General features: G+C 68.7%; 22 protein-coding genes. 11 read left to right on the top strand and 11 right to left on the bottom strand.

The genetic code is table 11. From position 1 onward, the window contains the following. Positions 1–35: 35 nt before the first annotated feature. Together ACPPVW_RS03085 and ACPPVW_RS03080 are read right to left on the bottom strand one after the other, a co-directional pair. The gene (locus tag ACPPVW_RS03085; RefSeq protein WP_426625085.1) at positions 36–671 is read right to left on the bottom strand and encodes a hypothetical protein; all 636 of its coding nucleotides are present in this window, start codon (positions 669–671) and stop codon (positions 36–38) included. A gap of 75 nt (positions 672–746) precedes the next feature. Further along, a complete protein-coding gene (locus ACPPVW_RS03080) occupies positions 747–1,076 on the bottom strand; it encodes a hypothetical protein (protein ID WP_426625084.1) in 330 nt (109 codons plus the stop codon). A 136-nt stretch (positions 1,077–1,212) separates the two neighbouring features. On the opposite strand from ACPPVW_RS03080, the gene ACPPVW_RS03075 reads away from it, so the two are divergent. The 7 genes from ACPPVW_RS03075 (at position 1,213) to ACPPVW_RS03045 (ending at position 11,443) form a co-directional block, all read left to right on the top strand. After that, positions 1,213–2,523 carry a DUF6350 family protein gene (locus ACPPVW_RS03075; RefSeq protein ID WP_426625083.1) on the top strand — a complete coding sequence of 437 codons (1,311 nt, stop codon included), beginning with the start codon at positions 1,213–1,215 and terminating at the stop codon, positions 2,521–2,523. 115 nt (positions 2,524–2,638) lie between these two features. Continuing rightward, on the top strand, positions 2,639–3,232 hold the full coding sequence (purN, locus tag ACPPVW_RS03070; RefSeq protein WP_426625082.1) for a phosphoribosylglycinamide formyltransferase: 594 nt from the start codon (positions 2,639–2,641) through the stop codon (positions 3,230–3,232). Then, on the top strand, positions 3,229–4,842 hold the full coding sequence (gene purH, locus ACPPVW_RS03065) for a bifunctional phosphoribosylaminoimidazolecarboxamide formyltransferase/IMP cyclohydrolase (protein ID WP_426625081.1): 1,614 nt from the start codon (positions 3,229–3,231) through the stop codon (positions 4,840–4,842). The genes purN and purH overlap by 4 nt, the downstream gene beginning before the upstream one ends. A gap of 123 nt (positions 4,843–4,965) precedes the next feature. Next, positions 4,966–6,021, top strand: coding sequence for a Glu/Leu/Phe/Val dehydrogenase dimerization domain-containing protein (locus ACPPVW_RS03060; RefSeq protein ID WP_426625080.1), 1,056 nt, complete (start codon positions 4,966–4,968; stop codon positions 6,019–6,021). Between the two features lie 125 nt (positions 6,022–6,146). Next, positions 6,147–7,349, top strand: coding sequence for a dimethylargininase (gene ddaH, locus ACPPVW_RS03055; RefSeq protein ID WP_426625079.1), 1,203 nt, complete (start codon positions 6,147–6,149; stop codon positions 7,347–7,349). Between the two features lie 438 nt (positions 7,350–7,787). Beyond that, complete coding sequence (locus tag ACPPVW_RS03050) at positions 7,788–9,632, top strand: ABC transporter ATP-binding protein (RefSeq protein ID WP_426625078.1); 1,845 nt, start codon at positions 7,788–7,790, stop codon at positions 9,630–9,632. Beyond that, positions 9,629–11,443: an ABC transporter ATP-binding protein gene (locus ACPPVW_RS03045; RefSeq protein ID WP_426625077.1), complete on the top strand. Its 1,815-nt coding sequence runs from the start codon at positions 9,629–9,631 to the stop codon at positions 11,441–11,443. The genes ACPPVW_RS03050 and ACPPVW_RS03045 overlap by 4 nt, the downstream gene beginning before the upstream one ends. 73 nt (positions 11,444–11,516) lie before the next feature. On the opposite strand, the gene ACPPVW_RS03040 is transcribed toward ACPPVW_RS03045, so the two are convergent. The 3 genes from ACPPVW_RS03040 to ACPPVW_RS03030 form a co-directional block, all read right to left on the bottom strand. Further along, the gene (locus ACPPVW_RS03040) at positions 11,517–12,173 is read right to left on the bottom strand and encodes a hypothetical protein (protein ID WP_426625076.1); all 657 of its coding nucleotides are present in this window, start codon (positions 12,171–12,173) and stop codon (positions 11,517–11,519) included. 73 nt (positions 12,174–12,246) lie between these two features. Then, positions 12,247–12,513, bottom strand: coding sequence for a hypothetical protein (locus ACPPVW_RS03035; protein ID WP_426625075.1), 267 nt, complete (start codon positions 12,511–12,513; stop codon positions 12,247–12,249). 38 nt (positions 12,514–12,551) lie between these two features. Beyond that, positions 12,552–12,992: a hypothetical protein gene (locus ACPPVW_RS03030; protein ID WP_426625074.1), complete on the bottom strand. Its 441-nt coding sequence runs from the start codon at positions 12,990–12,992 to the stop codon at positions 12,552–12,554. A 197-nt stretch (positions 12,993–13,189) separates the two neighbouring features. Here ACPPVW_RS03030 and ACPPVW_RS03025 point away from each other — a divergent pair, with 197 nt between their 5' ends. Continuing rightward, on the top strand, positions 13,190–13,408 hold the full coding sequence (locus ACPPVW_RS03025; protein WP_426625073.1) for a hypothetical protein: 219 nt from the start codon (positions 13,190–13,192) through the stop codon (positions 13,406–13,408). On the opposite strand, the gene ACPPVW_RS03020 is transcribed toward ACPPVW_RS03025, so the two are convergent. From ACPPVW_RS03020 to ACPPVW_RS03010, 3 genes are all read right to left on the bottom strand, one after another. Then, entirely contained in the window at positions 13,405–13,833 is a 429-nt protein-coding gene (locus ACPPVW_RS03020) for a hypothetical protein (protein ID WP_426625072.1), read from the bottom strand. The genes ACPPVW_RS03025 and ACPPVW_RS03020 overlap by 4 nt on opposite strands. A gap of 96 nt (positions 13,834–13,929) precedes the next feature. Further along, entirely contained in the window at positions 13,930–14,265 is a 336-nt protein-coding gene (locus ACPPVW_RS03015) for an MGMT family protein (RefSeq protein WP_426625071.1), read from the bottom strand. Next, positions 14,249–14,701: a GNAT family N-acetyltransferase gene (locus ACPPVW_RS03010; protein WP_426625070.1), complete on the bottom strand. Its 453-nt coding sequence runs from the start codon at positions 14,699–14,701 to the stop codon at positions 14,249–14,251. The genes ACPPVW_RS03015 and ACPPVW_RS03010 overlap by 17 nt, the downstream gene beginning before the upstream one ends. A gap of 147 nt (positions 14,702–14,848) precedes the next feature. On the opposite strand from ACPPVW_RS03010, the gene ACPPVW_RS03005 reads away from it, so the two are divergent. Together ACPPVW_RS03005 and ACPPVW_RS03000 are read left to right on the top strand one after the other, a co-directional pair. Continuing rightward, complete coding sequence (locus ACPPVW_RS03005; protein WP_426625069.1) at positions 14,849–16,063, top strand: NADP-dependent isocitrate dehydrogenase; 1,215 nt, start codon at positions 14,849–14,851, stop codon at positions 16,061–16,063. 147 nt (positions 16,064–16,210) lie between these two features. Beyond that, on the top strand, positions 16,211–17,605 hold the full coding sequence (locus ACPPVW_RS03000) for a hypothetical protein (RefSeq protein ID WP_426625068.1): 1,395 nt from the start codon (positions 16,211–16,213) through the stop codon (positions 17,603–17,605). Between the two features lie 102 nt (positions 17,606–17,707). Here ACPPVW_RS03000 and ACPPVW_RS02995 read toward each other — a convergent pair whose 3' ends face one another. Further along, positions 17,708–18,292, bottom strand: a complete 585-nt coding sequence (locus tag ACPPVW_RS02995; protein WP_426625067.1) for a TetR/AcrR family transcriptional regulator — start codon at positions 18,290–18,292, stop codon at positions 17,708–17,710. Between the two features lie 84 nt (positions 18,293–18,376). On the opposite strand from ACPPVW_RS02995, the gene ACPPVW_RS02990 reads away from it, so the two are divergent. Then, positions 18,377–19,324, top strand: a complete 948-nt coding sequence (locus tag ACPPVW_RS02990; protein ID WP_426625066.1) for an aldo/keto reductase — start codon at positions 18,377–18,379, stop codon at positions 19,322–19,324. Between the two features lie 118 nt (positions 19,325–19,442). Here the strand turns inward: ACPPVW_RS02990 and ACPPVW_RS02985 are convergent, their stop codons facing one another. Continuing rightward, positions 19,443–19,709 (bottom strand): SDR family oxidoreductase, encoded by a 267-nt coding sequence (locus ACPPVW_RS02985; RefSeq protein WP_426625065.1) that lies wholly within the window; start codon positions 19,707–19,709, stop codon positions 19,443–19,445. A 217-nt stretch (positions 19,710–19,926) separates the two neighbouring features. Next, positions 19,927–21,318, bottom strand: coding sequence for a hypothetical protein (locus ACPPVW_RS02980; protein ID WP_426625064.1), 1,392 nt, complete (start codon positions 21,316–21,318; stop codon positions 19,927–19,929). Positions 21,319–21,531 lie beyond the last annotated feature (213 nt).

The following is a 21,531-nucleotide window of genomic DNA, read 5'->3' as shown; positions in this document are numbered from 1 at the left end:
TACAACTGCGAGCCCGACCCACCGCCTCCGCACTGTCATTCCGCGAACCCGATCACGATGTGCGCCGTGAACAAGCACATTTGCACCCTCTCGTCTTTGACGTCGAAGGGGAGGCTGTCGTAGTTGTCGTGTCCGGGTCCGAACGCCGCCTCGAAGTCGTCTCGACTGAAGGACTCCGGTGCGAGCTTTTCGCGGAGGAGGCATGCGGTGCCCGCCGCCGACGTATCACGGAGAAGCCCAGGGTTCCCCTGTTGAACGACGTAGAGCTCGTCGATGACGAAGATTGTCGATTTTGCGCACATGTAATCGAATTCGACGAGTTGTTCGAGTGTGAACTCGTCGTTCGGGCCAGGTGGGGTGGAGTGAATCACTCCGTTGGGGAAGCGGCGCTGTTCGGTTGCGACGCCGTGGCGCGCCATGCACTCGCGATAGCGTTCGTGCGCAGCTTCGTAGTCGCCCTGTGAGATCGTCCCGCGGCCCAGTGCGCGCTCCAGCACCTCCGTCTCGAAGTCCGTCAATTCGCCATCGAGCTTCTCCTCGATCAATGCTGTGTATGAGTCCGCGAGTTTGCCGTCGGCCGCGGCCGGAGGCTGGGTGGAACAGCCGCCGATGACCGCCGCGAGCGTGGCCGCTGCGAAGACGGAGGCGATGCGATTCAGAGGACGTGTCATATGTGCTCTCAGCGTGGGACGCGCGTAGGGAGACGGAGCCAGGACCGGGCGACCTCTGGCTCCGTCTCATGGGTGTCAGCTCGAAACGATCAACTTGCCGTCGCGAAAGAGCTGGGCCTTGTGTGTCAGGTTGAATCCGTTCACGACGGCGAGCGTCGAACTCGACGAGCGCGCGCCCCACTTGTAGTCGTTGCCGAGCAGGGCATAGGCCTGGAGCATCCCGTCACGCGCCGTGTTCGACGTGGATCCCGCATACGCCTCGACCCACGATGACGACACGTAGTGCCAAATCGTGGCCTCAGCCGGCACCGCCGTGCCGACGACGAGACCGACCGACGCCGCCGTCGCGACGGCAACGGCGGCGACGCGGGAGCGGACCTTGTTCACTCTGGTGTGTTTCTTCATGGCCACAGCAAACCAGAGAATCGGGCATAAATGCAAGAGGTGCAGATGCAATATGTTTGCGAAACCTCCACTGTCGCCCGGGTGTCGAAGTGTCTACCGGATGCACGGCCCCGCGACCGGTAGGCTCCATCCGGTCATGAATCGCACAACCGTCGCCCTGCTCGCCGCGCTGGAGGCGGCCATCGTGGCGGCGGTCGGCATCGGGATCTGCGTGGTGCCGCTCACCGTTCTGTGGGCGGCGCAATACCACCTGACCGGGGATTTCGCGGTCATCTGGAAGGCCGCGGCCGACATCTGGCTGGTGGGGCACGGTGTCAACCTGACGGTGACCCTCGACCCGCAGACCGTGGGGTCCCTCGGGCTCCCCGGGGCCGCAGCTCCCTTCCAGGTCACCATCGCGCTCCTGGGGTTCGCCGCCCTCACCGCGGGCCTCGGCGTCCGCACCGGCCTGCGCGCGGCGGAGACGCCCTACCGCGGTACCGGCGCGATCTCCGCGCTCGCCGTGTTCCTCGCCGTCTCCGTGCTCGTGACGTTGACAGCCGGGAGCGCACTGGTGACCCCGTCCCTGTGGCAGGGGATCGTGCTGCCTCCGTTCGTCTACGCGCTGGGCATCGGGATCGGGTTCGCATTCGCGGCCCTCCGCGACACCAGGGAGCGAACCTCCGCCCGAGCGGCCGAGCGCCCCGCCGACCGCAGCGATCGACCCGGCGACCACGCGGACGACCGCGGCGACGAGACATCGATCGGCGCGCGAGGGGGCGCGGCTCCGCTCGTCGCCGTCCGCGCCCGGGTCGGTGCCATCCCCGCACCCGTGCGTGCGGGGATGCTGGGCGCCCTGCGGGCCGGGAGTGCGGCGACCGCCATCGTCATCGGGGTATCCGCGCTCATCCTGGCGCTGCTGATCTTCGGCAACTACGGCGCGATCATCAGCCTCTACGAACAGCTGCAGACCGGGGTCGCGGGCGGCGTCGCCCTCACCATCGCGCAGCTGGCCTTCTTGCCCAACCTCGTGATCTGGCTCATGTCGTGGCTCGTCGGCCCGGGTTTCGCGATCGGCACCGGGTCGGCCGTGAGCCCGATCGGCACCGTGCTCGGGCCGCTTCCTGGCGTGCCCCTCTTCGGCGTCATCCCGGCCCACGGCTACACCTTCGGGCTGGTCGGCGTGCTCGTGCCGCTGCTGGCGGGCTTCGTCGCCGCCGCGCTGCTGCGCGCGACCAGGAGGGCGCACGCCGACGGTGCGCTCGCCCTCCTTCTCACCGCGCTGGGGATCGGCGTGGTCGCGGGCGTCCAACTCGGACTCCTCGCCTGGTGGTCGGCGGGAGCCCTCGGCCCTGGCCGCCTGCACGACGTCGGCCCGAATCCGTGGCTGGTCGGTGCATTCGCCGCGGTGGAGGTCGCCGTCGCGGCGATCATCGGACTGCTGGCCGGAGGTCGCGCGAGACGATGAGAGCGAACGAGCGCTGACGGGAACAGCGCTCTACCGCGCGCTCTAGACGATCGCCCCGTCGCGCTGGGGGCCGCGATGGTCTGAGCGCACCTCCTCGGATGGGTAGGCTTGTCGCGTGCTCTCGATTGTCGTGCTGATCTCCGGCGGAGGCTCCAATCTGCGCGCTCTGCTCGAGGCCGCATCCGACGCCGAGTTCCCCGCCCGGGTGGTCGCGGTCGGCGCCGACCGAGAGGCCGACGGGCTCGAGCACGCCGAGGAGTTCGGCATCCCGTCGTTCACGGTGCCCTTCACGTCGTACGACAGCCGCGAGGAGTGGGGCGACGCCCTGCTGGAGCAGATCCGGGTCTGGGAGCCCGACCTGGTCATCCTGTCGGGCTTCATGCGCCTCGTGCCGCCGCGCGTCGTGCGGGCGTTCTCGCCGAACCTCATCAACACGCACCCCGCCTATCTGCCGGAGTTCCCTGGCGCGCACGGCGTCCGCGACGCTCTGGAGGCCGGCGCCACCCAGACCGGCGCCAGCCTCATCGTGGTCGACGACGGCGTCGACGCCGGCCCCGTGATCAGCCAGGAGCGCGTTCCGATCGTGCCGGGCGACTCCGAGGCCAGCCTGCACGAACGCATCAAACCCGTGGAGCGGCGCCTCCTGATCGACGCCGTCCTCGACATCGCCAACGGACACATCGACCTCAAGGAGCTCTCCCGAGTATGAGCGGACCCCGACACGACGCCAGCCTCTACCGCGAACGAGACGTCGTCCCGATTCGCCGCGCGCTGATCTCGGTCAGCGACAAGACGGGCCTCCTCGAACTCGCTGCGACGCTGGCGGAGGCCGGAGTCGAGATCGTGTCGACGGGCTCCACCGCCCAGACCATCCGCGACGCCGGGCACGCGGTCACCGATGTCGCGTCGGTGACCGGTTTCCCCGAGTCGCTCGACGGGCGCGTCAAGACGCTGCACCCGGCCATCCACTCGGGTCTGCTCGCCGACCTCCGCCTCGCCTCCCACGAGGAGCAGCTGAAAGACCTCGGTATCGAGCCGTTCGAGCTCGTCGTCGTCAACCTGTACCCGTTCGTCGAGACGGTCGCCTCCGGCGCGGTCGGCAACGACGTCGTCGAGCAGATCGACATCGGCGGGCCGGCGATGGTGCGTGCGTCTGCCAAGAACCACGCCAATGTCGCGATCGTGGTCTCGCCCGACGACTATGAGGAGGTCGCCGCCGCGATCGCCGCGGGCGGCACCAGCTTCGATCAGCGCCGTGCCCTCGCCGCGAAGGCGTTCGCGCACACGGCCTCCTACGACGGGGCGGTCGCCGCGTGGTTCGCGGGGGAGGCGCCGTCCACCGCCGACGCTGTGTCCGCCCGATTCGGTGAACGCTTCGAGGTGCGCGCCGAGCTGAAGCAGACCCTCCGCTATGGCGAGAACTCGCACCAAGCCGCGGCGCTCTACGCCGACCCGGCCGGGCGCGGAATCTCCCAGGCGACGCAGCTCGGCGGCAAGGAGATGTCGTACAACAACTATGTGGACGCCGACGCGGCCCTCCGCAGCGCCTACGACTTCGCCGAGCCGGCTGTCGCGATCATCAAGCACGCCAACCCGTGCGGCATCGCCGTCGCCGCCGACATCGCCGACGCGCACCTCAAGGCGTACGCGTGCGACCCCGTTTCGGCGTACGGCGGCGTGATCGCCGCCAACCGCACCGTGACGCTCGCCATGGCCGAGACCGTCAAGGGCATCTTCACCGAGGTCCTCATCGCCCCCGGTTTCGAGCCGGAGGCGCTGGAGCTGCTCCTGACCAAGAAGAATCTCCGCATCCTGCAGCTGCCGGCGGACTACGCGCGCGCGACGACCGAGTTCCGCCAGATCTCGGGTGGCCTGCTCGTGCAGGACAGCGACCGGTTCGACACAGTGCCTCTCGGTGAGGATGGCAGTTCGGCCGGCTGGACGCTCGTCTCCGGTGAGGAGGCCGATTCGGCCACCCGTGCCGACCTCGAGTTCGCCTGGAAGGCCTGCCGCGCGGTCAAATCCAACGCGATCCTGCTCGCCAAAGACGGCGCCTCCGTCGGCGTCGGCATGGGTCAGGTGAATCGCGTCGACTCGTGCAACCTGGCGGTCGGCCGGGCCGGCGAGCGGGCGGCGGCATCGGTCGCGGCCTCCGACGCGTTCTTCCCGTTCGCCGACGGCCCCGAGATCCTCATCGCAGCCGGTGTCTCCGCGATCGTGCAGCCCGGCGGCTCCATCCGCGACGAAGACGTCATCGCGGCCGCGAAGGCAGCGGGCGTCACGATGTACTTCACCGGAGAGCGGCACTTCTTCCACTGACGCCGCGCCCGCCTGGCACGTGCTCATCCGGGCGCCGCATTGCATCCCCTCGAGGGGTCGCGGAGAATAGACGACGGTCCACAAGACCCTCAGTATTCACCGCGATCCCACGAGGATACACCGATGTCCGTCCTGCCCGCTGACCTGCCGCACGAAACACTGCACGTTGTGAAGGGGAGGCGGAGCGGCCTCACCATCAGCATCGCGGTGCACTCCACCGTCCTCGGCCCGGCCCTCGGCGGCTGCCGGGTGTGGAACTACGAGTCCTGGCAGGAGGCCGTCGCCGACTCGCTCCGACTGGCAGAGGGGATGACGTACAAAAACGCGGCGGCGGGCCTCAACCGCGGCGGCGGCAAGGCCGTCGTCTACCTGCCGCGGGGCCACCAGCTCAGCCCCACCGAGCGCTACGAAGTCATGCTCGACCTCGGTGACGCCGTCGAGAGCCTCGGCGGCAGTTACATGACCGCGGAGGATGTCGGCACCAGCGCCGAGGACATGTCGGTCGTGGCGACCCGCACCGCGAACGTGTGCGGCCTCCCGCCCGCCGAGGGCGGCGTGGGCGAGCCGAGCGACGCGACCGCCGCCGGCGTGTACGCCGGTCTGCTCGCGACCCTGGAGCGCGCCACCGGCAGCCGCGATGTGTCCGGGCGCCGCGTGACCGTGCTCGGTCTCGGGCACGTCGGCTCGATCATCGCCATGCGCCTCGCCAGCGAGGGTGCCGTGCTCACGGTCACCGACGTCAACCCGGCCAAGCGCGCGCTCACCGACGCGCTCGGCGCCGCGTGGGTCGATCCCGACGCGGCGCACCGCGTGGAGGGCGACCTGTTCGTTCCCGCCGGCGTCGGCGGCGTGCTGACCGATTCCGTCATCGACGAGCTGCGCGTGAAGGCGGTCGTGGGCCCGGCGAACAACCAGCTCGCCGAGCGCGCCGGCGCCGAGCGGCTCGCAGCCCGCGGCATCCTCTGGGCGCCCGACTTCGTCGTGAACGCCGGCGGAGTGATCTTCCTCTCGATGATGAACGGGGAGGCGCCCTCCGCGGAGGCCACCCGCGAGCGCGTGGAGGCGATCGGCGACACCGTCGCCCGCGTCTTCGACGTCGCGGCCGAGCGCGGCATCACGACGCTGGAGGCCGCCGACGAGATCGCGCTGTCCCGCCTCCGGGAGCCCGCGCACGCCTGACCCGGCCGCGCGTCCCGCTGCCGGCCCGAGTGTGCGGTAGCGGGACGCCCGCAGCGGGACCACGGCCTGGGGAGACGACGGGTACCAGCATTCCGATAGGAACCGGTCGGATAGGCTTGGGCCTCATGACTTCCTCGTGGGCCCGCCGGCTCGTCGCCTCCCTCGTGTCCGCCGTTGCCGTTGCCGCCATCGGCCTGGTCGCCGCCACCTTCGTGCTCCTGGCGGCCAACCAGCTCAACGCCGGCGCGCTCGGAAGCATCACCCAGTACGTGGTCTGGAACGCGCTCGTCGCGTTCGTTCTCGCGGCGGTGGCCACTCTGCTCGGCGGTATGGAGCGGCGGTGGATCGCGGTCGTCGCGGGCATCCTGGTCGCTCTGGTGAGCACCGCCATCGGCACGATCGTGCTGTTCTCGACGCTGAACGTGACCCTGAGCGGCGCCGCGTGGGGTCAGATCGCGCAGTCGTTCATCGGGCTCAACCTGCCATTCTGGCTCGCCGTGGCGGTCGCGTACCCAACCGCGGGCTTCGCTGTGTTCAACGCCCTCGAAGCGCAGGGCGGCGCGACTGCGCGCAAGATCGCCCTGGTCCGCATCCCCGCTGCGAACCTCGCCGATGGCCTGGTGACCCACATCGAGCGGGAGGCCGTCGACAACGAGCTGGCCGACAAGCAGTGGGACGATTACGTCGCCGCGCTGTCCGCTGCCGGCTGGCAGACCGTGGAGGTCGCCAGCGCCGACCAGCTCGCCGACTCCGTGTTCGTGGAGGACACCGCGATCGCCTTCGGCGACATCGCCGTCATCTCGCGCCCCGGCGCCGATTCGCGTCGTGCGGAGACCGTGGGCACCGAGGCCGCACTGCGCGCCCAGGGCCTCCGGCTCGAGCGCATCGAGGAGCCGGGCACCCTTGATGGCGGCGACGTCCTCAAGGTGGGCGACACCGTCTACGTCGGCCGAGGCGGCCGCACGAACGCCGAAGGCATTCGCCAGCTGCGCGCGCTCCTCGCGCCGCTCGGCTACACCGTCGTCGCGGTGCCGGTCACCAAGGCCCTGCACCTCAAGACGGCCGTGACCGCGCTTCCGGACGGCACTGTGATCGGCTACGAGCCGATCGTGGACGAGCCGCGGATCTTCGAGCGCTTCCTTCCCGTGCCGGAGGCGCACGGCACCGCCGTCGTCGTCCTCGACGACGAGACAGTGCTCATGTCGTCCTCCGCCCCCGGCTCCGTGGCACTGGTGGAGGACCTCGGCTACACCGTCGTGCAGGTCGACATCTCGGAGTTCGAGAAGCTCGAGGGCTGCGTCACCTGCCTCTCGATCCGCATCCGCTGAGGCGGCGCCGCGCGACATTCGCCGGAACATCGCGAAGCCGGCTCTCTTCACCACATTCTGCGAGAATCTTCGCCGCCCTCTTGCGCTCAACGCGACGCTGGGAATAGCCTGTAGGGCTGCCTTGTCGCAGTGTACGGATGACGCATCGGGCCCTGGGAGGACGCCATGACAACGACTGAGAAGACACGAACCGTGACCGTGTTCGGGCTCGTCGCTGCCGTGGACGCGTGTCCCGACCCGGCCCCCGCCTGGTAGGTCCCAGGCAGGAACGCGCTTCCGGCTGACCGTCGCCGGCACACCGCTCGGGCACCCCTGCCCTGGCTCGTCGCGCCCATGCGAACGACTCCTTCGGCGACCTCTCAGCACGTCTCACCGGGTCGGAGCCGACCCAGCTCAGAAACCGAATTCACGCACCGCACTACAGAGAAGACGGAACCCATGCCCATCGCTGAAACCCATCAGCACCCACCCCAAAGAGAAGACCAGAAGCGGTCCGGGACCCTCCGCACGCTTCTCCGCATCCTCCCGTTCGCCAAGTCGGCGGCGCCCCGGATCCTGCTCGGCATGGTCGCCGCACTGCTGGCGAGCCTGGTCGCGCTGCTCATCCCGCAGGTGCTGCGCTGGCTGGTCGACGGCCCGCTCTCCACCGGTGATCCCTCCGCTGTCTGGCCGGCGGCCCTGCTCGTCGTGGGGCTGGGCGCCGCGGAGGCCGTGTTCATCTCGCTCCGCCGCTGGTTCGTGCTGACCCCGGGCACCCACGTCGAGGCGCGGATGCGCAACGCGCTCTACGAGAAGCTGCAGGATCTGCCTGTCGCGTTCCACGACCGCTGGCCGAGCGGCCAGCTGCTCTCGCGCGCCGTGAGCGACCTGAGCCTGATCCGGCGATGGCTGTCGTTCGGCATCGTGCTGCTCGTGGTCAACGTCGTCACCATCATCATCGGTTTCGCGATCCTGATCGGCTGGAATTGGATCCTCGGCCTGATCTTCCTCGTGCTGTCGGTGCCGCTGTGGATCTACGGGTTCGCCTTCGAGAACAAGTACACGGTCGTCGCCCGCCGCAGTCAGGACCAGGCCGGCGACCTGGCGACGGCCGTCGAGGAGTCGGTCCACGGCATCCGCGTGCTCAAGGCCTTCGGGCGCGGCAAACACGCGCTGCAGAAGTTCGAGTCGCAGGCGGAGGAGTTGCGAGGCACCGAGATCGAGAAGGCGAAGGCGGTCGCCGGCCTCTGGCTGTGGTTGCTGTTGATCCCGGACGTCGCGTTCGGCATCTGCCTGGTGGTCGGTGTGTGGCTGGCCGCGCAAGGCGACCTGTCGGTCGGCGAGCTGGTCGCGTTCTTCGCGACGGCGACCGTGCTGCGCTTCCCGATCGAGTCGATCGGCTTCCTTCTCTCGATGACGTTCGACACGCGCACTGCGGCCGACCGCTTCTTCGAGGTCATGGACGAGGTCAACACGATCACCGACCCCACCGAGCCGAAGCGCATCTCCGATCCTCGTGGCGAGCTGGTCTTCGACGACGTGCACTTCCGCTACCAGGACTCGCCGGAGCGCTTCCCCGACCTCCTGAACGGCATCGATCTCACGGTGCGGCCGGGGGAGACGATGGCGCTCGTGGGTCTGACCGGAAGCGGCAAGTCCACGCTGACCGCGCTGACCACCCGCCTGTATGACGTGACGAGAGGAGCGGTGCGCGTCGACGGTGTGGACGTGCGCGACCTGACCCGGTACGACCTCCGCTCGGCCGTCGCGATGGCGTTCGAGGACGCGACGCTGTTCTCTGCCTCCGTGCGCGACAACGTGCTCCTCGGCCGCGACGGGCTCGACCCCGAGTCGGCCGAGGCCGAGCGGGTCCTCACGGAGGCTCTCGAGATCGCGCAGGCCGGGTTCGTCTACGATCTTCCGGAGGGCATCGACACCAAGGTCGGCGAGGAGGGGCTCAGCCTCTCCGGCGGACAGCGTCAGCGTCTCGCGCTCGCGCGTGCGGTGGCCGCGGCGCCGAGCATCCTGGTGCTCGACGACCCGCTGTCGGCGCTCGACGTGGACACCGAGGCGCTGGTGGAGGCCGCCCTGCGCCGGATACTCGCCTCCACGACCGCCCTGGTCGTCGCGCACCGTCCGTCGACGGTCATGCTCGCCGACCGGGCGGCCCTGCTGGAGGACGGCCGGATCACGGCCGTCGGCACCCACCACGACCTGCTCGCGACCAACGAGCACTACCGTTTCGTCCTCTCCTCCCTCGAAGAGGAACCGGACGACGAGTTCCTCCAGGAGGTGAACCTGTGAGCACCGCGACAGTACAGGGCGTCGAGGGCGAAGAGCGCAATGACCTCAGCAGGGAGGAGAGCCGGCAGATCCGCCGGCGTTCGCTGCGCCTGCTCGGCTCGCTGCTGCACCCCCTGCGCTTGCGGCTGGTGCTGACCGCGATCGTCGTCGTGGTCAGCACGGCCGGCCAGGTGGCGGGTCCGGCGATCATCGCGTTCGGCATCGACAACGGGATCACGGCTCTGCACTCGCAGAACTGGCTCCCGGTCGCCGCCGCCGGTGTCGCCTACCTGTTCACCGGCATCATCGGCGCCGTGCTCATCTCGTGGTACACGGTGCTGAGCGCGCGCATCGGCCAGGCGATCCTGATCGACCTCCGCAAGCGGGTCTTCCTGCACACGCAGAAGCTTTCGCTCGAGTTCCACGAGTCGTACACCTCCGGCCGCATCATCTCGCGGCAGACGAGCGACCTGGACTCGATCCGCGAGCTGCTCGACTCCGGCATCAACCAGCTGGTGCAGGGCTTCCTGTACATGCTGTTCATCGCCATCGCGCTGTTCTGGCTCGACTGGCTGAGCGGAGTCGTCCTGGTGTGCTCGTTGGTGCCGCTGTACCTGCTCACGCGCTGGTTCCAGAAGCGCTCGCAGGTGCTGTTCCGCATCTCGCGGGTGGCGTCGGCGACGCTCATCGTGCACTTCGTGGAGAGCATGACCGGTATCCGTGCGGTCAAGGCATTCCGCAAGGAGAAGCGCAACGAGAAGGAGTTCGGCGGGCTCGTCGAGGACTACCGCGACGTCAACGCGCGGGTCATCCAGATGTTCGGGATCTTCGACCCCGGTCTGGTGATGATCGGAAACGTGACCGTCGGCGTGGTGCTGCTGGTCGGCGGCTTCCGGGTCGCCGACGGCCAGCTGGCCATCGGTGTGCTGCTCGCCGCACTGCTCTACACGCGCCGGTTCTTCGATCCGATGGAGGAGATGGCGATGTTCTACAACTCCTACCAGTCGGCCGCCGCCGCGCTCGAGAAGATCTCGGGTGTGCTGGAGGAGGAGCCGAGCGTGCCCGACCCGGTGAAGCCGGTCGACCTCTGGACGGCCGAAGGCCACGTGCGCTTCGACGACGTGACCTTCGCCTACAAACGCGACCGCGTCATCCTCCCGGAGTTCAGCCTGGACATCCCGGCGGGGCAGACGATCGCGCTGGTCGGCTCGACCGGAGCGGGCAAGTCGACGCTGGCCAAGCTGATCTCGCGGTTCTACGACCCGAGCGAGGGCTCCGTCGCGCTCGACGGCGTGGACCTGAGGGACATGCACCCGAAGGATCTGCGCCGGGCGATCGTCATGGTCACCCAAGAGGCGTACCTGTTCAGCGGGTCGGTCGCCGACAACATCGCGCTCGGCAAGCCGGACGCGACCAGGGACGAGGTGGTGGAGGCCGCGAGAGCGGTCGGCGCCCACGAGTTCATCATGGGTCTGCCGAACGGCTACGACACCGACGTGAACAAGCGCGGTGGCCGGGTGTCCGCCGGTCAGCGTCAGCTGATCTCGTTCGCCCGGGCGTTCCTGGCGAACCCGGCCGTGCTCATCCTGGACGAGGCGACCAGTTCGCTCGACATCCCGAGCGAGCGCCTGGTGCAGGAGGCGCTGCAGACTCTGCTCGCCGACCGCACGGCCGTGATCATCGCGCACCGGCTGTCGACGGTCGCGATCGCGGACCGGGTGCTCGTCATGGAGCACGGCCGGGTCGTGGAGGACGGCTCGCCGGACCAGCTGATCGCCGGCACCGGCCGGTTCGCGCAGCTCCACGCCGCGTGGCGGGACTCGCTCGTGTAGGTGCAGCTCTGCGGACCGCGCAGGTCCCGGGAGGATCACTCCTCCCGGGACCTGCGTACGTCGATGCGCGGGATCAGCCGCGGACGACCTCGACGGTCAGCGTGGTGCCGGTGTATGCGCCGGTCGACCAGTCGACGGTCACCGTGTTCGCGCCGGGCACCAGATCCGTGAGGGTGACGGTGCGGGTGCCGGCAGCGTTCAGGATGGACTTCGCGGGGATGGTCGACCCGGTGCTCGGGCCGCCGTTGACGGAGTAAGCGACGTTCACGACAGCCGAGGTCGTGTTCGCCAGCGTGAGCGTCGCGGAGCCGGTGGCGGACACTGCGCCGACTGTCGCCGTGGGCGCCGTCACGGTGGCGAGCCCGAGGTTTTGGCCGATGGTGCTCGCTGTGCCGTCGCCGGAGAGCCGATATGAACCGATCAGGGTCACGTCGGCGAGTGCGGCGGGAACGGTTCCCGAGAATCGCGCCGACGGCGTCTTGGTGGTGCCGCTCAGCCCGACGTAGATGTCGGTGTCGTAGGGGAGGCCGCCCAGATTGTACGAGCCGAACAGGGACGGGGTCGTGGTGCCTGCGAGGCCGGTGCCGTCTGCGCGGTACGCGGTCAGTGTGACCGCTTCGGTCAGCTCGAGGCCGTCTTTCTTGCCGTTGGCGTTGGAGTCGTTGAACACGGTGCCCGTGATGCTCACGTGATGGCGGACGCCGAACAGGAAATCAGTGGTCCTCGTCACCTTCAGCCCGGTCTGCTGCCAGCTGGTGCCCCAGTGGTCGACACCACGAAGTGCGCGGCGGGGATGGCCGCGATCAGGCCCGAGGCCTGAGGACCGTGTCCGTGACGCTGCGGAGCTGCGCCGACGCGTCGCCGCCGAGCAGTCGCTCGGTGTCGGTCTCGTCGACGACGGCGACCGCGCGGGACAGTCCGGACGCGAGCTTCGCGAGGTACTCGTTGCGCGGCGTCGTGCTGATGTCACCGGTGTCGAGCAGTGCCGGATCCATGGCGAGGAGCGCGTCGGCGCTTCCCGAGCTGATGACGTCGAGGAGAGCGGTGATCCGCGAGCTGTTCGAGATCACGTCGCCCAGCGCCAGTTGAAAGGAGAACGCAGGACTACCTAGGCGCCCTCCGGCACGTCGGAGAACGTGATGGGCTGGCCGGCCGTGGTCGTCCGGAACCGGATCGCGTCGCTGAGGTCGAGCGAGCCTCCGAGAGCAGCGCCCACAGCGGCCCCGACGTCGATCGACGCGAGGGAGCCGTCGGCGATGGCCTTCTGCGTAGCGAGCACGTCCACGAAGATCAGTGTCTTGCCGCCGAGGAGGCCCTCACCGGAGTCGCGAACGCCGTTGCCATTGCTGTCGCCGACCACCGTGCCGGTGAGGTCGGTCTGCTTGGTGGCGCCGACATTCGCGACGCCGATGAGCGAAAGACCCTTGACGGTCACCTCGGCGACAGCGCCGGACCGATAACCGTCGGCCTTCGCGGTCGCGTAGTAGGTGCCGGCGGCGAGCTTGCCGACGGAATAGACTCCGAGTGCTTTCGACGCGACCGTGCGCACGGCGCCGCTCCCGGCCGCGGCGTCGGTGGCGCTGGAGTAGAGGTCTACGGTCGCCGAGCGGATCGGGAGGTCGCCGAGGTTGTAGGAACCGTCACGGTCGGCATCGAACTAGACGGTGCCGGTCACGGTGTAGAGGGCGGGCGCAGCGGTCGCGGGCGCCGGACCTGGTGCCCGGTCACCCGCGACATCGCGGCTGCGTGGCGAATCCATACGCGCTCGTCCCGAGCAACGACGCCGACTTCTGGCTCGGCGTCGCCTGGCGCGTAGTCGGCGTCCTGTTCCTGTTGACCGTGGCGGTGCGGCTCGCGGTGCGCTGGACGACCAGCACCCCTTCCCGCCCGTCGCGTCGCGTTCGTTATGCCGTTGGCCCTGAGCCCCGGCTCGATGAGCCGCGGGGTTTCGCGAGCGGTGCTTAGGCGCCTGCGGGCCGAACCGCGTACACTTGCTGCGCGATCGTGAAGGCGCTCCAGCCTCCCGGGCACGAGTACGACGCGTTGGCCGGGACGCCGGAGATCGGCCACCAGCTGTCCTGGATGGTCGGCTTGGGCGGTGCGACGGTCGTCAGCTTGCACACGTCCGAGCGGAGCAGTGCCGCGGAGGTGTACGTCATGATCGCCTCGCCCGACTGCGTGTCGTAGTCGATCCGGATCAGCGTCGCGTCGTCGGGGACGAACGACGTCGAGCCGATCGCGGTGTTGTCGGACGCTTTGAGGTCTTTGGCCGCGTCGTAGATCGCCGGCTCGACGTGCGGGGTGAACGCCGCCACGACCGAGCACCCGGAGAGGGCGGCGACGAGAGGGACGGCGGCGACGGCGAGGCCGAGTCGACGAGTACGGGGCACGGACGCTCCTGGCGGGATCATGGACAGACCTATCCAGTCAACACCATCAACCTGAGCGCTGCATCGACCCAGAGGATGATGTCGTCGTCGGCGGACTCAGCCGGCCTCGTGGCGGGCCACTGCCAGATCGACCCGATAAGGCCGACCGTCGCCCCCGAGGAGCGGCGTGCCCTCGGCGCGGTAGTGCTGCAGCGCGATGTGCTCGTGGTTCGCAGGGGGATGGCCGCTGGCCCGGACGACGCGCCACCACGGCACCGCGGCGCCGTAGTAGGCCATCACCTGACCGACCATCCGCGAGGCGCGGGAGCCGAGCGTCGCCGCGACGTCGCCGTACGTCATCACGCGCCCGGGCGGGATGCTCTCGACGACGGCGAGGACCCGTGACGCGAAGTCACCGCCCGCCGCGGCGGAGTCGTCAGAGCTCGAGGGCACCGATCGTCTCGCCGTACTGCGTCTCGCCGACGGGCTGGAACCCGGTTCGGAGGAAGAACTGCTCGGGGCCCAGCTCGCCCGACTCCCAGATCACGTAGAGCCGCTTGACGCCGCGCTCGCGTGCCTCCGCGGCCAGCGCGCCCACGGCGAAGGTGCCGATGCCGCGGCCCTGGTCGTCGGCGTCCACGTTGATGCGCCAGAGGATCGCCTTGAACTCCTCGTGCTCGGCGTGCGGGTTGAAGTCGCCCATGATGAATCCCACGACGTCGTCGCCGTCGAGGACGACGCGCTGCCAGGAGGTCGTCGGATCGGCGACGGCAGCCGCGGCCGAGTACGACACGGGAGCGATGAACTGCTCCTGACCAGGCTTCAGCGAAAGCGCGTTCGCCGCCACGACGGTCCTCGCGCTCAACTCTTCCAGTCTCAACTCAGCCATGACGAAAGGGTAACGTGCGCGACGCGGCCCGCAAAGTCGGCGACGGCGCTGACCGGAGGCTGGCAGAAGTGTCTCGATGTCAAGATAGTTGCCCGCCTCGGGTAAGCTGTCTCCGGCTGAAACACGGCACAGACCCCAGGAGAACCAGTGGACAAGATCAAGGTTGATGGAACGGTCGTCGAACTCGACGGCGACGAGATGACGCGGATCATCTGGAAGGCGATCAAGGACTCTCTCATCCACCCGTACCTCGATGTGAACCTCGAGTACTACGACCTCGGCATCCAGAAGCGCGACGAGACCGACGACCAGATCACGATCGACGCGGCGCACGCCATCCAGAAGCACGGCGTCGGCGTCAAGTGCGCGACCATCACCCCCGACGAGGCTCGTGTCGAGGAGTTCGGCCTCAAGAAGATGTGGAAGAGCCCGAACGGCACCATTCGCAACATCCTCGGCGGCGTCGTGTTCCGCGAGCCGATCATCATCTCGAACATCCCGCGGCTGGTCCCGGGCTGGAACAAGCCGATCATCATCGGCCGTCACGCCTTCGGCGACCAGTACCGCGCCACCGACTTCACCTTCGACGGCCCTGGCACCCTGACTCTCAGCTTCCAGCCGAACGACGGCGGCGAGGCGAAGAGCTTCGAGGTCTACCAGGCGCCGGGCGCCGGTGTCGCGCTCGCCATGTACAACCAGGACGAGTCCATCCGTGATTTCGCCCGCGCCTCCTTCAACTACGGCCTCGATCGCCAGTACCCGGTCTACCTGTCGACCAAGAACACCATCCTCAAGGCTTACGACGGCCGGTTCAAGGACCTCTTCCAGGAGGTCTTCGACACCGAGTACAAGCAGAAGTTCGACGCGGCCGGCCTCACCTACGAGCACCGCCTGATCGACGACATGGTCGCCTCCAGCCTCAAGTGGGAGGGCGGCTACGTCTGGGCGTGCAAGAACTACGACGGCGACGTGCAGTCCGACACCGTGGCCCAGGGCTTCGGCTCGCTCGGCCTGATGACCTCTGTGCTCACCACCCCGGACGGCAGCGTCGTGGAGGCCGAGGCCGCCCACGGCACCGTGACCCGCCACTACCGCCAGCACCAGCAGGGCAAGCCGACCTCCACCAACCCGATCGCCTCGATCTTCGCTTGGACGCGTGGCCTCGCGCACCGTGGCAAGCTCGACGGCAACCAGGACCTCATCGACTTCACCCACACCCTCGAGGATGTCGTGGTGAAGACGGTCGAGCAGGGCAAGATGACGAAGGACCTCGCGCTCCTCGTCGGGCCCGAGCAGGAGTTCCTGACCACCGAGGAGTTCCTCGACGCGATCAGCGAGAACCTCAAGTCGCGCATGGGGTGACACGCGCCTCTCGAAAGGCCCGGCAGACTTCGGTCGGCCGGGCCTTTCGCATATCCGTCGGAAGACTGACGTCAAATGCAAGCAATCGACCTTAGGCTCAAAGGGAAGACCGAAATGTAACCACATAACGTTGAGAGTGTATTTAATATGAACACAAACGTCAGTCCTGATCTCATCGCTCCCCGGCAGTCATCCCGTCGGGGAGTCATCGCAGCGGGCGCGTGGTCCGCGCCGGTCATCGTCATGTCGATCGCAGCGCCTGCCTTCGCTGTCTCGACGTCGGTCGAGCTGAGCTTCCGAGTGCCGCCCACCCCTGTCGGTGTCGGCGAGTACTCGTCGGACGGCATCGTTCTCGTCCGTGCCGACGGGCACCCGGCGTCGGACCGTTCCATCCTCATCCAGCTGGCCCCCGGGCTCAGCTGGCGCGACGGTACCCGGCTCGAGCGGACCCTGACCACGTCGGACGGCGAGGTCGCCCTCGCCGGCGTGAACGCAGTGACTGCCTCCGCCGCCGGAACCTACGCCATCACCGCAGTCGACGAGCTCACGGGGAGAACGGCCGTGGCCGAGCTCTCCGTCGTCGTGGCAGCCGTGCCGGCGTCCGGGCAGTTGCACTGGTCGCTCAACGGAAGCGCCGCCGCCGCGATCGTCGCCGCCCCGACTCCTATCGTGGAGGCCGCGGTCGGCGTCAGCGCGATCCATGTTCGCAGTGTCGACAACCGCTGGTACCGCTGGAACTGGGGCGGGAAAGCATGGGACTCGTTCACCACTCCGGACAGTGTAGACGCGGTCTATGTCAACGAGGGCGGCAACTATGGCTGGGCCCTCTCGAACGGTTCGGCCTACGTCGCGGATCCGGGCAGGACTCCCCGCAGTGTCGGCGGCGACGCGAGCGGCCTCGTCCAGCTCGCTGTCGGCACATCGTCGGTCTACGGCAGATCGCGAAGCGGTGGCTGGAGCCGTCACGTGTGGAGCGCGACCGGCTCGAAGCCCTGGACGTCGATCAGTGCGCCCGGCCCCGCCGAGAAGATCTTCGTCAACGAGAGCGGCAACCACGGCTGGGCGATCATCGGCGGACAGGTGTACTGGAGCTACGCCGGTTCGGCGGCCGCCGCTGTACCTGCTCTTCCCGACAGGGTGGTCGACCTTGCGGTAGGGGCGACGTACGTCTACGCCCTCACCGAGATCGGCGCCTGGTATGTGCTTCCCTGGTCGTCCAAGACCTGGTCTCTGCTCGCCCCGAGCGGACTCGCGGCGATCTCGTCGAATGAGAGCGCGGGATACGGCTGGGGGATCAGAACGGATGGGCGGGTCGTCTGGGTGAACTCGGGCGCGAAGGTAGTCAACCTGACCGACCCGCTCCCATCGGGGGTCGCGAAGCTCGGTGTCGGATTGTCGCGGGTCCATGCGCTCACGAACGACGGCAAGTGGTATCAGCTCGCCTGGCCGGCGACAGCGTGGACAGCGACCCCGGGCGCTCCCGAAACTGTGATGTGGGTCGGCGTGAACGAGGGCGGCAACTACGGTTGGGCGCTCAGCTAAGCCTCGCGTCACCCATCCGGAACTCCGGAGATCCGTCCGCAACAGACGCCGATCTCCGGAGTTCCGGCGTTTTCGGCGGCGAGTCCCGCCGAATGACCGGAGTTATCGCGGCGTCCTGGTGGCGACCCCGGCGACGAGGAGGTCGAGCAGGCGGACCGTCTGTGCCGGATCGTCCGCGCCTCCCGTGGAGAGGAAGACGCCGAGTAGCATCGCGACGACGTCGTCGGCCTCGATGTCGGCGCGCACCGTGCCTTCCGCGACGCCTGACGCCAGGATGGCGCCGACGGCGCCCGTGATCCGTTCCCGGGTCGCCGGCGTCGTGATCCGACCCGATGCCCAGCCCGCACGCAGGGCAGGCAGCATCCCGTGCTTCGAGGCCGTGAACCGGGCGTAGCGGTTCATCCACTCCCGCAGCGCTGCGAGGGGAGGCAGTTCGCTCAGGAGGATGTCCGCGTCGGCCACCACCGCGTCCAGCTCGGCGGAGTACACGGCCTCCACGAGCGCCTCCCGAGTGGGGAAGTGCCGGTACAGCGTGCCGATGCCGACACCCGCGTCCTTGGCGATCCGCTCGAGCGTCACCTCGTCGGCGTCCGCCGCGAAGGCTGTCCGCGCGACGGCGAGGAGGTGATCGCGGTTGCGCTGCGCGTCTGCCCGCAGCGGTCGAGGGGAGGCGTTCGGTCGACTCAAAACGGAGGACCCTCCGGAAAGGTGTATCGTGGTGATAGCGGAGGCTCCTCCGTTACGTCCATTCTGACACGAGAGGGCAGCATCATGACAGACGACACGATCACCATCGACAGGGAGTGCCCCGGAGGCGTCGGCGAGCTCGCGCGGCTCGAGGTCGCCAGGATCGGCTTCGGTGCGATGCAGCTGGAGCGGCTGCACGGCGACCGGGCTGCGGCGATCGACCTGGTGCGGCACGCGATCGACCTCGGCGTCGACCACCTCGACACGGCGGAGTTCTACGGCGACGGGTTCGTGAACAGCGTGCTGGGCGAGGCGCTCGGGGGCGGTGGCCTCGGCGGCGCAGTGCAGGTCGTGAGCAAGGTCGGCGCCGAAGTCGCCCCCGGAGGCCGAGGCCTCCGGCCCGCACAGCGCCCCGAGCAGCTCCGGGCCTCGGTGGAGGCGAACCTCCGCTCGCTGGGCGTCGAGCGCATCCCGGTGGTCAACCTGCGGCGCATGGATGCCGGGATCGGGATTCGCGCCGACGGCGACCAGGCGGTGGGGATCGACGACCAGTTGGCGGCGATGGTCGCGATGCGCGACGAGGGCATGATCGGCGCGATCGGACTCAGCAGCATGACAATCGAAGGTCTCCGCCGCGCCCTCCCGATCGGCGTCGCGTGCGTGCAGAACGCCTACAGCCTGGTGGCGCGCGGCGACGAGGACATGCTCGAGCTCTGCCTCGCCGAGGGTGTCGCGTGGGTGCCGTACTTCCCGCTCGGAAGCGCCTTCGCCGGTCTGCCCAAGGTGACTGACGAGCCGGAGGTGATCTCCGTCGCGGAGGCGCTCGGCGTCACGCCCTCCGAAGTCGGTCTCGCCTGGCTGCTGCAGCACGCACCGAACGTCCTGCTCATCCCCGGCACGGCCGATGCCAGGCACCTGGAGGCCAACCTGGCGGTGGGCTCGCTGACCCTCGACGCCGAGTCGGTCGCGCGCCTCGACGCCATCCCGACCCGGGAGGTCGACCTCGCCGCCTTCCGCGCGCAGCAGGACTGACACCTCCACGTTCGGCGCGAATGCCGTCTCTCGCGCGGTGAGACGCGACATTCACGCCGAATGCCGTCTCTCGCGCGGTGAGACGCGACATTCACGCCGAACGTCGCTCCGCGAAAGGTCAGCGGGCGGTCCAGCCGCCGTCGATCGCCAGCGTCTGGCCGGTGATGAGGGAGGCGGCGGGGGAGGCCAGGAAGGCCACCGCGCCCGAGACCTCGGCGGGCATGCCGATGCGGTGGAGGGCCGCAATGCGCTCGATGGTGTCGGCGCGGAAGTCGTCGTCCGCGACCGCTTCGTACGTTGGGCGCCGTACTTCCCGCTCGGGAGCGCATTCGCTGGCCTGCCCAAGATCACCCGAGCCGGAGGTGAATCGCGGCCGCGGAGACACTCGGCGTCACGTCCTCCCAGGTCGGTCTCGCCTGGCTGCTGCAGCACGCCTGCTCATCCTGGGCACTGCCGGCGCGCCGAGAATCTGGAGGCCAACCTGGCAGTGGGCTCGGTCGTCCTCGACGCCTAGACCACGGCTCGCCTCGACGCCATCCCCACCCGGGAGCTCGACGTCGAGGCCTTCCGCGCGCGTCGAGGCTGAGCCTCGGCGCCGCGGGTCAGAGGACGAGGAGCATTCCACTCGAGAAAGCCCCAGCGCGGTCGGCCGAGCTGAGGACGATGTCTCCCCGCGTGATGTATGTGGGGGATTTCACTCCGGGGATGGTGTATGCAGCATTCGCGTCGGAGATGACGGTCGCGGGGCCGGTGAACCCTTCGGGGTAGTTCACGGTATAGAGCGAATTCTCGACCAGCGCGTGGCCGGCCACGTTGCGAGTCTCGCCCGGGGCGAACTTGATGCTCGCCGGCTCGGTCGAAACTCTGTTGGAGAGGTTGACGCTGGCCGCTGTCGAGCTGTTGGACAACGCGAGCTCCGTCGGTAGATAGTCGGGGGCGGAGATCTGGATCTGGCCGATCATGCCAACTCCTGCCACACCTTCTACCAAGCGCCCCGTGTCGATGGGGGTCAGAGTCGGGAGGGTGAATGCGCCCGTGGTCTGGTTCACTGTCACGGTCTGTCCGCTGGCGAGCCCGGTGGCGTTCTCGTAGTGGTGCGCGGGGTTTGTGTTGAACCAGCTGACGGTGACAGTGGCGGGCAGAGCGGCGCCGGGTACCACTCGGTTGACCACTCCGGAGATCACATATTTCCCGTTCGGGGCAGCAAGGCCCGGAGCGGCTCCATACATCGCCTGGGGTGTCGAGATGTATCCGAGCACCAGTGTGATCGCCACCGTCGTGCTGCCGAAACCGGTCGCGCTCGCGCCGATGGATCCGGCGACAGTGCCTGCGGTGACGCCGGAAACGATGAACTCGCCGGTGGCCTGGTTGACCGGAACTGTAGCAGGGCCGGAGAACCCGACCGGATACACGAGACTCACTGCCGCCGGGTACCCCGTCCCCGCCGTCCGGGTCAGCGCCCCGGGCAGCGCGAAGGTGGAGGCTGCTGCCACGTTGACCGCGGACTGCTTGAATGCAATGGTGCCGGCCGTCACCACCACCGCCGACACCGCGATGTACGCCATGGCGGTGCTGCCGTTCGCCGTCGCGGTGATCTGGACCAGGCCCTGCGCCCTCAACAGCATGGCCGGCGGGTAGGCTCTACCGGCGGCGTCGCTGACAACCATCACTGACTGGTCGCCGTCCGCGCCGAAGCCCGCGAGTGCGGCATTGGCGACACTGAACGTGACCGTGACGCCCTCCGCGAGAACGCCGTCGGCCAGAACGGTCGCGTAGACGGCATCCGGCGCCAGTGTTCCGACCCGGCCGGTGCTCGGCGCGACCAAGGACAGCGTCACTTTCCGCGTTGATGCCGCGTACGCCGGCGAGGCGACCGCTGCCGCGACCGCCGGCGCGGCCCAGGCCGCCGCGCCGATGATCGTCCGTCGCCGTAGCGCGCTGTTCGGGGTCGTCGTTGTGCCGGTGGCTGTTTCGGTCGCTGCGATGTCGTTCATGGCATCCTCATGTAGGTTTGTCGGTGAGCCCCTGCCTCGCCGCCCGCATGGCGTGCCTTACCGGTCGAGGCGCGTCGGGGCGTCCAAAGGGGGAGAAGGTCGCCAACGGGTCTTCGGGCTTCGAGGCATGAAGGACTGTGCTGGAAGACCTAGTCGACGTCTAGAACATTAGCTCACGACATCTGGCCATTGCAAATGTGCATTCCGTCGGAT

The organism is Leifsonia sp. McL0607, assembly GCF_049993355.1.
Taxonomy (GTDB): domain Bacteria; phylum Actinomycetota; class Actinomycetes; order Actinomycetales; family Microbacteriaceae; genus Leifsonia.
This window is presented reverse-complemented; position numbering and strand designations above follow the sequence as displayed.